This is a genomic window from Streptomyces sp. NPDC005483, from assembly GCF_040606035.1.
Classification (GTDB): domain Bacteria; phylum Actinomycetota; class Actinomycetes; order Streptomycetales; family Streptomycetaceae; genus Streptomyces.
On record NZ_JBEXEA010000057.1, the window covers coordinates 25,880 to 38,956 of the forward strand.

Below are 13,077 nucleotides of genomic sequence, written 5' to 3' on the forward strand. Positions count from 1 at the left end.
GGCAGCGTCCACGACCCGGCCCGGACAGGGCGGCCCCGCATCACGTAGGTGTGCAGCCACTGCGCCTTGCAGCACCGGCCGGTCAGGCCCGGACGGCCGCGGCCTCCCGCCCATCTTCCAGCCGGGGCGGGTGACGCCGGCGGTCAGACCGGAGCCACCTTGCGCATCCCTCTCCGAGGAGAACGGAGGAGAAGTGAACCATTACGTGCAACCGGTCCGTTGAGCCTCCAGGAGAGCCGTCCACACACTCCGGCCAACCCGGACAGGTACTGAAGAGGACGCATGCACCCGGCCCAGAACCAACTCGGTCAAGCCCGCGCCGTGTATGAGGAGCACATCCGCGCTTGCCGTTCCTGCACAGGCCAGGGAGGCGTGTGCCAGGCAGCCAAGTTGCTCAGACGGACCTGGAACGATCTGGTCCGGTCGGCGGCGCTTCGGGAGTCCGGTTCGGGTTCCGCGGTCCCGGACACTCCCAGCGAGCCGGCTGATGCCCCTCGCTGAGCGGGAACCGACCGCTGCCCGGGAAGCACGGCGTTCCTCCCTCCCTCTGCGGGTGCGGAGGGAGGGAGGAACGCTTCGAGAGAAGTGCCGCCGGTCAGCCTGCCGGCTCGGTCAGCCGTACGTCGTGGACGACCGGTGTCTCGGCCACCTCGATGGTGGAGGTCCGCGACCCGTAACCATCGGCGGACACGACCAGGACGTACCGGCCGCTGCCGGGCGCGTCCAGGCGCCACGAACCGTCGTCGCCGACCTCGGCGCGGCCCAGTTCGCGTCCCTCCTCGGAGGTCAGAGCGACGGCCCCGCCCCGCAGGACGGGCGCGTTCCCGGCCACCCGTATCCGGCCCCGGACCTCGATGGCCGCGGCCCGCACGGCCTCGTCCACGGCCCCGGCCGCCACCGGTACCCCGGCGACCGCCTCGGCGTCCTCCACGACTACCTGGGCCACCTGCGCGGCGGCCTGGTCGAGGCCGCTGGAAGCGCGCAGCGGGACTTCCTTGATGAAGACGGTCACCAGGAAGGCGATCAGGGCGACCGGCGCGACGTAGAGGAAGATGTCGCCGATGGCGTGCCCGTAGGCACCCTCCAGCCAGTTGCGCACCGGGGCGGGCAGCGACGCGAGGTCGGGCAGACCGCCGCCGGACGCCTTGGCGGCCGCCGCCTGGTCCTGCGGGGTGAGCTGGGTGATGGTCTCCGCGGCGTAGTGGCCGATTTGGGTGGTGAGGACCGAGCCGAGCACCGAGACGCCCACCGCGCCGCCGAGCGAGCGGAAGAACGTCACCGTCGAGGAGGCGGCGCCCAGGTCGGCGGGCGACACCTGGTTCTGCGTGCACAGCACGAGGTTCTGCAGCGTCATGCCGACACCGAGGCCCATCAGCGCCATGCAGCAGGCGATGTACGGGTACGAGGTGTCGTGGCGGAGCATGCCCAGCAGGGCCAGGCCCGCCGTCAGCAGGACACCGCCGGTCAGCAGCCAGCCCTTCCACTTGCCGGTCCGGGTGATGATCCGCCCGGAGACGGTGGAGGAGACGAACAGGCCGGCGATGAACGGGATGGTCATCACACCGGACTTGGTCGGGGAGTCGCCGCGGGCCAACTGGAAGTACTGGCTGAAGAAGACGGTGCCCGCGAACAGCGCGACGCCGACGAACAGGGAGGAGACCGAAGCGAGGGTGATGGTGGGGTTGCGGAACAGCCGCAGCGGGATGATCGGCTCGGCAGCCTTCGTCTCCGCCCACAGGAAGGCCAGCGCCAGCACGAGCGCCGCGGCGACCAGAGTGTACGTCTGCCAGGACAGCCAGGCGTACTTGTCGTCGGCGAAGGTGACCCAGATCAGCAGGGTGCACACGGACGCGGTGACGAAGAAGGCGCCGGCCCAGTCGACCTTGACCTCGCATCGGTTCACCGGCAGGTTCAGCGTGCGCTGGAGCACGACCAGGGCGACGAGCGCGAAGGGGATGCCGACGAACAGGCACCAGCGCCAGCCGAGCCAGGAGGTGTCGGTAATGACCCCGCCGAGCAGCGGGCCGCCGACGGTGGCGACGGCGAACACGGCGCCGAGGTAGCCGGAGTAGCGGCCGCGCTCGCGCGGGGAGATCATCGCGGCGAGCACGACCTGGGCCAGCGCGGACAGTCCGCCGCCGCCCAGGCCCTGGATGACGCGGGCGGTGATCAGCGTCGCCGGGTTCGGCGCGAGGCCCGCCACCAGGGAGCCGATGACGTAGACGACCAGCGCCGACTGGACCAGGACCTTCTTGCTGAACTGGTCGGCGAGCTTGCCCCACAGGGGGGTCGACGCGGTGACCGCGAGCAGGGAGGCGGTGACGACCCAGGTGTAGGCGGACTGGCCGCCGCCGAGGTCGCCGATGATCCTCGGCAGCGCGTTGGTGACGACGGTCGAGGACAGGATGGCGCAGAACAGGCCGAGGAGGAGGCCGGACAGCGCGCGCATGATCTGCGGATGGGTCATGGGCGCGTGGGCGGAGCCTCCCGCGCCCGGTGCGGAGGCCCGCACGCCGGTCTGCGGGGTGGTTGTCATGAGGTGTCTCTTCCTTACGTGGTGACAGCGGGTGTGAGGGACCGGGTGTCCGTCGGCGGTCCGGCGGCCGGGACGGTCTCGCCGCGCCCGTCGTCGAAGCTCGTCCGGAGCCGGGCCATGAGCCGGGTGAGCCGGCGGACGTCCTCGTCGCTCCAGTCGCTCAGCCGCGCGGCGAGCAACTGGGCCGTGCGGTCGGACAGTTCGTCCAGCCGGGCCCGGCCCTCCTGGGTCAGGCGCAGGATGCGCGACCGCCGGTCGGCGGGGTCGGGGCTGCGGTCGATCCAACCCAGCGCGGTCAGGTGGGTGACGTGGCGGCTGGTGACCGACATGTCGACGGCGAGCAGTTCGGCGAGCCTGCCGATGCGCATGTCGCCGTCGCGGCCGAGCAGCGCCAGTACGGTGGCGGAGCCGCTGGAGCAGCCGTCCGGAAGGATGCGGCCCAGTTCGCGCTTCACGCACCCGATGGCGCTCAGCTGCCGCATCAGCTCCTCGTACTGAGCCTTCTCGGCCACATGTCCTCCAGATATATTGCTTTAGGCAACTATGAGGTTTGTTGGTTGACTCAGGCAAGTTTTCTTGACATGTGTGCTCAAGCGCACATGTTTCTTCAGCGCAGGATGCGGCGGGCCACGTTGGTGGAGACCAGGTCGAGGAGTTCGCCGCCCCGGCCGTCCAGGACGGTGCGGATGGCGTAGAGGGTGAAGCCCTTGGCCTGCTCCAACGTGATCGCCGGGGGCACTGACAGTTCCTGACGGGCTGTCATCACCTCCACCAGGGCCGGGCCCTCGTGGGCGAAGGCTCCCTTCAGGGCGTCCTCCAGGTCGCCGGGCCGCTCCACCCGGCGGGAGAACAGCCCGATCGCGGCGGCCACCTCGGCGAGCCGCGGATTGTCCAGCTCAGTGGCGTAGTTGACGAAGCCGGCCGCCTTCATCTCCAGCTCGACGAAATTGAGCGAGCCGTTGTTGAAGACGACGATCTTGGCGGGCAGCCGGTTCTGGCGAAGCGTGAACAGTTCCCCGAGCAGCATGGTGAGCCCGCCGTCGCCGGACAGTGACACCACCTGCCGGCCCGGGTACGCCGCCTGCGCGCCCACCGCCTGCGGCAGGGCGCAGGCCATGGTGCCGTGGTTGAAGGAACCCAGCAGCCGCCGGGACCCGTTGAAGGTCAGATAGCGGGCCGCCCACACCACGGGGGAGCCGACGTCGACGGTGAAGACGGCGTCCCGGTCGGCGAGCCGGTCCAGAGTGCTCGCCACGAACTGCGGGTGGATCGGTGTGCGGCCCCGGTCGTTGACGGCGAGCGCGTCGAGCGACTCGCGGGTACGGGCGTAGTGGGCGAGGGCGTCGTCGAGGTGGCGCCGTTCGCGCTTCACGGCCAGCAGCGGCAGCAGCGCGGGCAGGGTGTCGCGCACACTGCCGACCAGCGGCAGGTCGACGCGGGTGCGGCGGCCGATCTGCTCGCCCCGGATGTCGAGCTGGATCACCTTGGCGTGCTGCGGATAGAACTGCCGGTAGGGGAAGTCGGTGCCCAGCATCAGCAGGGTGTCGGCTTCCTCGATCGCCTTGTAGCCGGAGGCGAAGCCGAGCAGCCCGGTGAGGCCGACGTCGTAGGGGTTGTCGTACTCGACGTACTCCTTGCCGCGCAGGGCGTGCACGACGGGCGCCTTGAGGATCTCGGCGAGCCGGACCAGGTCGTCGTGGGCGCCGGCCGCGCCCGCGCCGGCCAGGATCGTTACCCGCCGGGCGTCGTCGAGGAGGGCGGCGGCGGCGCGCAGGGCGCGGTCGTCGGGGCGGACGACGCTGTGGGCGGGGCGCACGGCCGCGGGCGGCACCTCGCGGCCGGTCTTCTGCAGGAAGACCTCGCCGGGGACGACGACGACCGCGACGCCCCGGCGCTCGACGGCCGCCCGCATCGCCGTCTCCAGGACGCGGGGGCCGTACTCGGCGGCGGTGACGGTCTCCGCGTAGACACTGCAGTCGGCGAACAGTCCTGCGGGCGGGTCTCCTGGAAGTAGCCGGAGCCGATCTCGGCGCCCGGAATCTGTGCGGCGATCGCGAGCACCGGGACACGGCTGCGCTGGGCGTCGAAGAGCCCGTTGATCAGGTGCAGGTTGCCGGGCCCGCAACTGCCGACACAGACGGTCAGTTCGCCGGTGAGTCCGGCCTCGGCGGCCGCCGCGAGGGCGGCGCTCTCCTCGTGCCGTACGTGCACCCAGTCCACGTCGTCGGTGCGGCGGATGGCGTCGGTCAGTCCATTGAGGGAGTCACCGGGCAGGCCGTAGAGACGGCGCACGCCGGAGGCCTTGAGCGAGGCAATGACGTGGTCAGCGAAGGTGGGCATGGGGGTCGCCTTTCGTGGGTCGTTCGGGCACCCGGCCAGTTTCCGAGAACGGACATCCCGCCCACATCCGTCGAATGACTGCGGCACCGGCAGCCGGGCCGAGCCCGGTTCCTGAGTCGGACGACTGCCGGACGCCGGTGCCCCGTCCCACGTGGGCGACACCGTACCCGTGAGTCTCCGTCCCGGTCGGGCCGGCACTCATGGCTGACGACAAGGCCGCCCGGGTCTGGATACCTGCGTTTCGAGACCGGACCGTCACGGAGAAACATGTTTACGTCATGCGTGGAAGAGTGTCGTGTCGGACGCCGACGCCCACGCAGCCGGACACCACCTGCCCGTAACGCCAGGCGGCCGGTGACTCGGTCACAGGAAGGCACTCAGGTAGGCAGCGGCTGCGAGCCGCTGGGTGCGCAAGGCGTAGTCCGTCACCTCGCGGTCGTCCCTCTCCCTCCGGTCGTTGCAGTTCACTCGGCGGAGCAACGACTACTGATCTTTTCGTAAGTTCGGTGGGTGTGCTGGGTGGATGGTCAGGCCGGTGTGGGCGAGAAAGGACCATGGCAGTTGTGGGTTGTGGTTGATGCGGTGAATGCCTTGTTCGGCGGCGTCGGCGACATCTGCGAGGTGGTCACCGGCAAGGTTGGCGAGTTCACGCTTCTTGAGCGAGGACCACAGCAGTTCCACCGGGTTCAGCTCGGGAGCATAGGCGGGTAATCGCTCCAGAGTGAGCCAGTCCTGCTCGGCGACCCAGGCACGCATCGCCCGGCTCCAATGGGCCGACAGGCCGTCCCAGACCAGCACCACTTGCTCGCCGCGGTAGAACGCCTTCATCTGCTCGAGGACTTCGATAAGGGCGGTGGTGTCGTAGCTTCCGGGCTTGAGGTGGAAGCACAGACGGGCCCCGCGTTCGGGATCGGTGGAGTGGTAGCCCAGGACCCCGGCCATCGACGCTCGCTTCCAGTTCAGGCGGTGCCGCAGCAACGGGGTCCGGCCACGGGGTGCGTAGGTGCGGCGGATCTGAGGCAGCAGGGAGACACCTGATTCGTCGAGGAACACGATCCAGGCACGTGTGTTCACGGCCCCTTTTTGATGCGCGGCCACTCGTGCGCGATCCAGCGGGCGATCTCGGACTCGTCCCGCTCGACCGCCCGGCGCTCGGGACGTTGCAGACTCCATCCGAGTCGGCCGGTCAGCAGTCGCCACACCGACGCCCTCGACAACGCCACCCCCGTTGTCTGCTCCACGACGGCGCCGACTCGCTCCAAGGTCCACAGGTCGGCCTCGAAACCATGAGCCTGGGCTCCTCGCGTCAACGCGGCCCGGATGGTCTCGACCTGGGCGTCGTCCAGCTTGGGCGGCCGCCCAGTGGCCGCGCGCCGCCGCAGGGCCGAAACGCCGCCTTTCTCCCACACCCGACGCCAACGCCGCACACTCTCGGCACACACACCCACCGCCCGCGCGATCTCCGCATTCGAGGCGCCCTCCTCGAACAACTCGACCGGTCGATAGGCCACCCCGAAAGCCTCCCACTCGCAAGGCCAGCGCACCCACCGAACTTACGAAAAGATCAGTAAGGGGTGCTTTCAGAAAGCGGGGTGTTTGCGGGCGAGGGTCATGCAGTGGGCGAGTTGTAGGAAGGCGTCGTGCATGTCGTCGCGTGCTTCCCACCGGATTCGCAGGCGGCGAGGGCCGTGGAGCCAGGCGATGGCGGACTCGGCGACCCACCGGACCTTTCCCAGGCCCGAGCCGTGCGGCTCGCCCCGTCGGGCGATCTTCGGTGTGATGCCACGCTCGCGCAGGCGGCGGCGGTAGATGTTCTAGTCGTAGCCGCGGTCGGCGTACAGCGTGCGGGGCTTGCGCCGGGGCCGGCCCCGCTTGCCCCGCACCGGCCCCAGGCTGTCGACCAGCGGCAGAAGTTGGGTGACATCGTGACGGTGACCGCCGGTCAGCGACACCCGCAGCGGAGTGCCACGGGCGTCGGTCAGGACGTGGTGCTTCGAGCCCGGCCGCGCGCGGTCAACCGGGCTCGGGCCCACTTTTGGGCTGCTTCGCCCCCGCTTGGCCTGCACGTGTGAGGCGTCGATCGTGGCCCGGGAGAAGTCGAGGCGGTCGGCCGCCCGTAACCGGTCCAGCAGCACCCGCTGGAGTTCCTCCCACACCCCCGCCTGCTGCCACTCGGCCAGCCGACGCCAGCAGGTAGGACCCGAACCGAACCCCAACTCCTGCGGCAGGAACTCCCACTGGACACCTGTGTAGAGGACGAACAGCACACCCTGGAGCGTCTTGCGGTCATCGATCCGCTTGCGCCCCGGATGCCGGAACCGCCGCTCATGCTTCGGCAACAGCGGCTCGATCACCGCCCACAACTCGTCGCTGACCTCCCACGGCTTGCGCCGCGCCATGGTCACACCCCACAAAACACGGGAACACATACACCTCCACCGTGCCACAGCGAGATCATTCTGCAAGGACCCCTAAAGCCCCTGGGTCGCCAGAGCACTCCGCGCGCTTCAGGTGTGCGTCAAGCGTCTCCGCCCTGGCCCATCCCTAGGCCGGTCTGCCAGGAGCAGACGAGCACTCCGCCCTTGCAGATCTCGGTTGTGCCCGGGAAGAGGAAGCTCGTCGCGCGGCTGCTGCCGTCGGGCATGGCGAGCGTCAGACCGTTGACCCGTGGCGTGTTCTCCGAGAGATCCGGGATCGAGTAGGCGACAGCCGCGTCCAGTGGGGAGTCCGGCCGTAGCACGAGTGTGCCGCCGCGACCGCTGACCGTCAGCGGGACCTTCCCGGTCTCACCGCCTGGCCCGCATCCTCGAGGAACGCCCTGATCAAAGATCACCTCAACAAGAGGGTGAAGGCGCCCTGCGGCCTGCCGCTGCCGGCGCGTGGGTCGCCCGAGGAACGACGTCAGATTCGGACGCCGAACTGGAACGGCATGTTGTTGATCGACTCGTAGCGGACAACCGTACCGGTGCGCGGAGCATGCAGTACTTGATCGTTACCGGCGTAGAAGCCAACGTGGTGCCTATCGCCGTAGAAGATGACCAGGTCGCCGACTTTGAGGTCGGACCGGCTGTAGATCTGTGTGCCGTAGCTGGCCTGAGCCTGCGAGGTGCGCGGTATGCTGACGCCGGCCTGGGCGAAGGCCCAGGAGGTCAGGCCCGAGCAGTCGAAGGACGAGGGGCCGGAGGCGCCGTAGACGTACGGCGAGCCGATTTTGCTCTGGGCGGCCTGGAAGGCGGCGAGCGCATGGCCGGTGGCGGGGGCGGTGCTGCCGAGGTCCACCCGCTCGCTGGCGGAGCGGCTGGCGCGGTTCTCCTCGGCGGCGATGGCGGCCTTCTCGGCGGCCGTCAGGCTGTTGAGAAGCTTCTGCGCTTCGGCGAGCTTGCCCTGGACTTCGTTCTTCTTCTTGGCCAGCTCGGTGCGGGTGCTGGAGAGGTCCTTGACTTTCTCCGAGGCCTCGGAACGCTCCTGGGCGAGCTCGCGCTGCTTCTCTTGGATCTTCTTCAGCGCCTCGACTTGTCGGGCGCTGAGCTTGTCGGCAGTTGCGGCCTTGTCCAGGTAGTCGTCCGGGTTCGAGGAGAGAAAGAGCTGAAGGGATGAGTCGATGCTGCCTGTGCGGTACTGGGCGGCGGCCGCCAGGCCCATGGAGTCGCGCAGCTCGTTGAGTTCCTCCTGGCCGCGGGCGACGTCGTCCTGGATCGTGGAGATCTCTTTCTGGAGCTTCTCCTGCTTCTCCTGGGCGCCGTTGAGCTTCTCGGTGGCCTGCTCGGCCTCTTCGTAGAGTTTGTCGACCTTGGACTTGACCTCGTCCTTGCTGGGCTTCTCGCTTGGCGCTGCGTTGGCGGCGCTGGCGCTCAGAGCGACGGCAGCGGCAGCAGCGGTGGTGAGCACATACATACGCGTGTGGCTCGGCTGCTTGGGACGACGGTGGGACGCCACGGAGGCGAACTCCTTCTGGTCTTAGCCGCCTGTTGGCACCTGACGGGCGCTCAGTGGCGTCCGGTATACGGCGACTTCGTACACGAATTGGGTGGCAGAGCTTCGTGGTGACTGTAGCCGTTCACACTCGGCGGCGACAACGTTCGTGTTCTGTGTGGGTCCACCGCTTCCGTGTGTCTGCTGTGTCGCTGTCTTCCCAGGTGTTGTTGAAACCTATCCTTCTCGCCGATGGGCCAGGTTTTGACGTGAGCTACGGGTATCGCAGGGTCCGCGTCGGCAAGGCATCACCACTCATCATGTTCGTGAGTGGCCCGCGGGCTCGTCAGCCCGAAGCACAAAAACCGTTTGGCCAGGAACCGTGCCCGCCACCGTCCCACGGTGTGCTCGGCCAGGCCGTTCGCCCGTGCGATCTCCCGGTTGGTGAGACCGGAGGCGCTCGCCAGGAGGACCTCGCTGAGTAGGGCTGCGCTGGGAGGGCCCAGCTTCTTGATCTGCTCCAAGCGAAGGCGTTCGTCCTCGCTCAGAGAGAGCTCTGGCTTGGGACGGCCGCCGCGGTTGGGGGGTGATGGCCCATACAGTCCGGCGATTCCCTTCTGGACGAACTGAGCACGCCACTTGCCCACGGTTGTCTCATTGACCCCGATCTGGCGTGCCACCTCGCGATTTGTGACACCTTGGGCACATGTCAGGACGATCCTGCACCGCAGCGCGACGTTGCGAGGTGCGTGCCTGTCCTCGGCCAGTTTGACAAGCATGCGATGTTCGCTGTCCGTGAGGTGTAGGACCGCCTTGGGCCGGCCGGAGGTGAACATGTGAGGCTTTCCTCCCGGTCGGGATAGGGGATGTGACGTTGCCGAGGCACGTACGTTGGCCGGAGTATCACTGAGCCGTTCTGTACACGGGTGTGCCGGGGCTGCGGGTTCACGCGAACATGTCCCACACCCCTGGTGTGGGCGTTGCATTCCGTGTGAGGGCGATGTTTCAGGGGGGCTCATCTGACGTCAGTGTGACCGGAAACCGTTTGGCGGGTTCGGGCGTCTACGGCCAGCGCGGCTTTTCAGCGCGACCGCCCATCGAGGGGCGGCGTAGGCGTCCGCAACGCACAAGGCTCCGGTGCCTTTGAGGGAGGTGTTCGACGTCTCATGTCGCTGGCGCAGGAGCCCTGTTCCAGGAACATCTCGAGGTGTTGCACGGCGATGTCGTCGAGCCACGAGTCGTGGTTGTTCGCGGCGTAGGCCAAGGTCGCTTTTGTCTTGGGATGGCCGTACTGCAAGGCGGCGGCGATCGGGCCGCAGGACCGTCACCGCCCGCCTTACTCCGTATCTGGCTCCGCTCATGGCCAAGAGACGCTGTTGCACGATGTCGTCGCGCGTCCGAGTGATCTTGCTGATCAGGAGGCGAGCCTTTTCATCCGGCACGTCGATGCCCGATGCGCCGTGAGCTGCAGCCTCGCTGCCCGAAGAGAACAGCGGTACAGGCGACACGTACTCGACCAAAGCCCAGTAAGTGTCGTTGTCGATAAGGCCGTTGAGTAGCCACATGCGCAGGGCGAGCAGTTCGTTTCCCTCATGGCATCCAGCCCAGCCGCCACAGATGCGCCGGACATCACTGTCGGCATCGGTCTGATGGCACTGGAATAGGCCCCGTGGGTTGCTTGGGAGTGTCGGCCTCGTAGCGCTGGAGCTTGGTGCACTCCTCACTGGACCAGATCCCCGCAGGCACATCGCGTCTTTACGGGCAACTTTCGCACGGGCGCGGGGCGGGAGGCCGCAGTGATGAGGACATACGGCCAGTGTGACCGAGAGCCGTGAACGGAGAGACAGTCTTTAGCGCCGCATTACGGCCGTCGAGGAGTTCTCGAGCTGGTCGTCGTATCTGACGCCTGGCGCCGCAACGGGCAGCAAGCTCGTCGACGGCCTGGAACAGCGGGGCCCTCCTACTCGCCCGGACGTTGAGGGAGGGCAAGGTGGGCGGACGGGCGGCCGGGGGGAGGCTTGACATGGGAGTGCGGCCCGTAGGAAATCTTTTCGGGCCGCAGCTCGGAATCTGTATACGCTTTCGCAGCCGGCCTGCGCGCCGGCCTTCAGCCGGGCCTGGCCCGGGACGATTCAGGGGGACGAGATGACCACCGTGAAGACTTCAAGCCCGGCAGTATCAGTGGCTGGCCGTACGCCGGGCGCCTCCGTCGCCCTCTTCAGCGACGAGGCGTCCGCAGTAACGCGAGCGGTGCCCGGCGCGGCCCGGAACCTGCCGCGGCCCCTGGACACTCTGACCTGGCAGGAGCCCCCTGCCCTGGAGGACGCGGACGACGACTCGTGGTGACCGCGTGGTCTAGGCCACGTCGACTCTCGTCTCTTGCCGCTCGGCTGATCCGCGCAGGCGCCCCACCGCGGTCAGCGGCTGTGGCAAGCAGAGTGGTCCTCGTTCCACAGCTCCCGGGCCCGGGCCCGCTCCGCCTCGGCGTCCAGACGCTCGATGTGCGTTCCGTCCTCGATGTGGACATCGGCGTGTGACGAACCAGCGTGATACCGGTGACGCCGGCTGACCAGGACCACGGTCTGGGCGATACCTGCCTGGTTCGGCATCGCCATCGCCGTCGACACGAAGGGCCCCACCGGGCCGCCCGGCACCGAGATCCAGTCGCCCTTGCCGGCCTGCCAGGGGAAGATCAGGTCTGCTCCCTGGGCGCCGGTGTCGGAGGGAAGACCTGCAGGTGCCAGTTCATCGCCGGCGGTCAGCCTGGCGAACGCCTCCTGCCGGAGAGGTACGGCAACTGGCGAGGCGTCTACAACCGGCTGCGGATGTGGGCCGTCGATGGCACTTGGGAGCGGGTGTTCACCGTGCTGATGGCACAGGCCGACGCCGATGAGGACCTTGACTGGGCCTGTCCGTCGACTCCACGATCGTGCGAGCTCACCAGCACGCGGCCGGGGCCCGCAAAAAGGGGCCCCGGCCGGCGAGCCGGCCGACCACGCCATCGGCCGGTCCCGCGGTGGGCTGACGACTAAGATCCACCTCGCAGCCGACGCGCGCTGCCGACCTCTCGCATTCGTTCTCACCGCCGGCCAGGCCGGCGATGCACCGGCCTTCGAAGCCGTCATGGCCCAACTGCGCGTTCCCCGGCGGCGCGGACGCCCTCGCACCAGGCCGGACGTTGTCCTGGCGGACAAGGCCTATTCATCCCGTGCGATCCGCAGTCACCTGCGCAAACGCGGCATCCGGGCGGTGATCCCGGTCCCGGCAGATCAGCGTGGCCACCGGCTGCGTCGAGGCAGCCAGGGCGGCAGGCCACCGGCCTTCGACCGCGAGGCCTACAAGCAGCGCAACACCGTCGAGCGGTGCATCGCCCGCCTCAAGCAGTGGCGAGGCATCGCCACCCGCTACGAGAAGACAGCAACGATCTACCTTGCCGGACTCCACATCGCCGGTATCTTCCTGTGGTCCGCCCGCTGATCCAAACGAAAGCTCCTAGGTCCGCCCGTCGGACCGGGGTCGTCTGGTCGGCGACGACGGAGCAGCCGGCCCACTGTCCGCCGCAGTCCTCGACCATCGACCGCACGGCCGACGCCTGGCTGCCCGTCTCCATCCAGTCGTCGAACCTGCAGCACCCGGTCCGCGGACCCCACCGCCGCCCGCTGTAAACGCAGTTCCTGCCGAGTGCCCTGGTAGTCGGGATCGCTGCGCTGGGTGGCTTTGTCCCCGCGTACGGCGATGAGGCCAACGCCGAGTTCGACGGCCACCGCCGCGCCGAGCAGGAATCCCCGCGACTCGATGCCACAGACGGCCGTGACTCCGTCGTCCCGGAATGGCCCGGCCAGGGCGCGGATCACCGCGGCGAGCGCCTCGCAGTCGCGGAAGATCTGCCAGGCGTCGGCGTGGCCGCCGATCCACCGTAAGCGTTCGAGGGCCAGCGCCCGTGCGCGAGGCATCATGATCGCGAGTCTGCGGACGGACTGGCAGTCCAGGCAACCGGCTTCTCGTTCGGGGAACGCAGGCTGGTGGTACCGCCTTCGTCGCGATCCTGATCTGGACGCGAAGCTGACCAAAGAGACAGGCCCTGGCTGGCGACGCCGATGGCGACGCCTGTCCTGATCCCGCAGCGGTGCTGCGCCGGCAGAAGCGGGCGGGTCCGGCGGCTGGCCGGTCCCGCCCGCGGAGTGGTGGCGCTGGAGGTCAGTGTCGGCGGTACGACTGGACGTAGCCGTTCGCGGGTGTGCCCACGCCGGTGACGTCGTCGTATCCCTTCACGGCCTTGAGGGAGGTGT

Annotated in this window: 11 protein-coding genes and 3 pseudogenes; 2 read left to right on the plus strand and 12 right to left on the minus strand. The window is 68.6% G+C overall.

Annotation, left to right across the window (positions count from 1 at the left end; translation table 11 throughout):
* Nucleotides 1-595: 595 nt before the first annotated feature.
* The 10 genes and pseudogenes from ABZT06_RS46795 to ABZT06_RS46840 all read right to left on the minus strand — a co-directional run bounded on the left by ABZT06_RS46795 (nt 596) and on the right by ABZT06_RS46840 (nt 10,536).
* Nucleotides 596-2,536, minus strand: a complete 1,941-nt coding sequence (locus ABZT06_RS46795) for an MFS transporter (protein ID WP_355755192.1) — start codon at nt 2,534-2,536, stop codon at nt 596-598.
* A 14-nt stretch (nt 2,537-2,550) separates the two neighbouring features.
* Complete coding sequence (locus ABZT06_RS46800) at nt 2,551-3,048, minus strand: MarR family transcriptional regulator (protein ID WP_355755194.1); 498 nt, start codon at nt 3,046-3,048, stop codon at nt 2,551-2,553.
* 95 nt (nt 3,049-3,143) lie between these two features.
* Nucleotides 3,144-4,876, minus strand: a pseudogene (gene poxB, locus ABZT06_RS46805) (ubiquinone-dependent pyruvate dehydrogenase).
* A 483-nt stretch (nt 4,877-5,359) separates the two neighbouring features.
* Nucleotides 5,360-5,950 carry an IS630 family transposase gene (locus ABZT06_RS46810; protein ID WP_355755196.1) on the minus strand — a complete coding sequence of 197 codons (591 nt, stop codon included), beginning with the start codon at nt 5,948-5,950 and terminating at the stop codon, nt 5,360-5,362.
* Complete coding sequence (locus ABZT06_RS46815) at nt 5,947-6,387, minus strand: winged helix-turn-helix domain-containing protein (protein ID WP_355755199.1); 441 nt, start codon at nt 6,385-6,387, stop codon at nt 5,947-5,949. Before ABZT06_RS46815 ends, ABZT06_RS46810 begins: the two co-directional genes overlap by 4 nt.
* Nucleotides 6,388-6,456: 69 nt before the next feature.
* Nucleotides 6,457-7,275: pseudogene (locus ABZT06_RS46820) on the minus strand (IS5 family transposase).
* A gap of 119 nt (nt 7,276-7,394) precedes the next feature.
* Nucleotides 7,395-7,709, minus strand: a complete 315-nt coding sequence (locus tag ABZT06_RS46825; protein ID WP_355755201.1) for a hypothetical protein — start codon at nt 7,707-7,709, stop codon at nt 7,395-7,397.
* A 68-nt stretch (nt 7,710-7,777) separates the two neighbouring features.
* A complete protein-coding gene (locus ABZT06_RS46830) occupies nt 7,778-8,812 on the minus strand; it encodes an NlpC/P60 family protein (protein ID WP_355755203.1) in 1,035 nt (344 codons plus the stop codon).
* Nucleotides 8,813-9,096: 284 nt separating this feature from the next.
* Complete coding sequence (locus ABZT06_RS46835; RefSeq protein WP_355755205.1) at nt 9,097-9,624, minus strand: helix-turn-helix domain-containing protein; 528 nt, start codon at nt 9,622-9,624, stop codon at nt 9,097-9,099.
* A 189-nt stretch (nt 9,625-9,813) separates the two neighbouring features.
* Entirely contained in the window at nt 9,814-10,536 is a 723-nt protein-coding gene (locus tag ABZT06_RS46840; RefSeq protein WP_355755207.1) for a DUF6283 family protein, read from the minus strand.
* Between the two features lie 397 nt (nt 10,537-10,933).
* On the opposite strand from ABZT06_RS46840, the gene ABZT06_RS46845 reads away from it, so the two are divergent.
* Nucleotides 10,934-11,134 (plus strand): hypothetical protein, encoded by a 201-nt coding sequence (locus tag ABZT06_RS46845; protein WP_355755210.1) that lies wholly within the window; start codon nt 10,934-10,936, stop codon nt 11,132-11,134.
* 71 nt (nt 11,135-11,205) lie between these two features.
* On the opposite strand, the gene ABZT06_RS46850 is transcribed toward ABZT06_RS46845, so the two are convergent.
* Nucleotides 11,206-11,397 (minus strand): hypothetical protein, encoded by a 192-nt coding sequence (locus ABZT06_RS46850; protein WP_355755217.1) that lies wholly within the window; start codon nt 11,395-11,397, stop codon nt 11,206-11,208.
* Nucleotides 11,398-11,565: 168 nt separating this feature from the next.
* On the opposite strand from ABZT06_RS46850, the pseudogene ABZT06_RS46855 reads away from it, so the two are divergent.
* Nucleotides 11,566-12,265, plus strand: a pseudogene (locus ABZT06_RS46855) (IS5 family transposase); the annotation flags it as partial.
* Here the strand turns inward: ABZT06_RS46855 and ABZT06_RS46860 are convergent.
* Nucleotides 12,214-12,744: a hypothetical protein gene (locus ABZT06_RS46860; RefSeq protein ID WP_355755212.1), complete on the minus strand. Its 531-nt coding sequence runs from the start codon at nt 12,742-12,744 to the stop codon at nt 12,214-12,216. The pseudogene ABZT06_RS46855 and the gene ABZT06_RS46860 sit on opposite strands and share 52 nt — an antisense overlap.
* Between the last annotated feature and the right edge of the window lie 333 nt (nt 12,745-13,077).

What these genes read in the sequence shown, in the direction of transcription:
- ABZT06_RS46850 (WP_355755217.1), bottom strand. Translation starts at nt 11,397, where the DNA reads ATGCCGAACCAGGCAGGTATCGCCCAGACCGTGGTCCTGGTCAGCCGG.
- ABZT06_RS46860 (WP_355755212.1), bottom strand. Translation starts at nt 12,744, where the DNA reads ATGATGCCTCGCGCACGGGCGCTGGCCCTCGAACGCTTACGGTGGATC.
- ABZT06_RS46835 (WP_355755205.1), bottom strand. Translation starts at nt 9,624, where the DNA reads ATGTTCACCTCCGGCCGGCCCAAGGCGGTCCTACACCTCACGGACAGC.
- ABZT06_RS46840 (WP_355755207.1), bottom strand. Translation starts at nt 10,536, where the DNA reads ATGTGCCTGCGGGGATCTGGTCCAGTGAGGAGTGCACCAAGCTCCAGC.
- ABZT06_RS46795 (WP_355755192.1), bottom strand. Translation starts at nt 2,536, where the DNA reads ATGACAACCACCCCGCAGACCGGCGTGCGGGCCTCCGCACCGGGCGCG.
- ABZT06_RS46845 (WP_355755210.1), top strand. Translation starts at nt 10,934, where the DNA reads ATGACCACCGTGAAGACTTCAAGCCCGGCAGTATCAGTGGCTGGCCGT.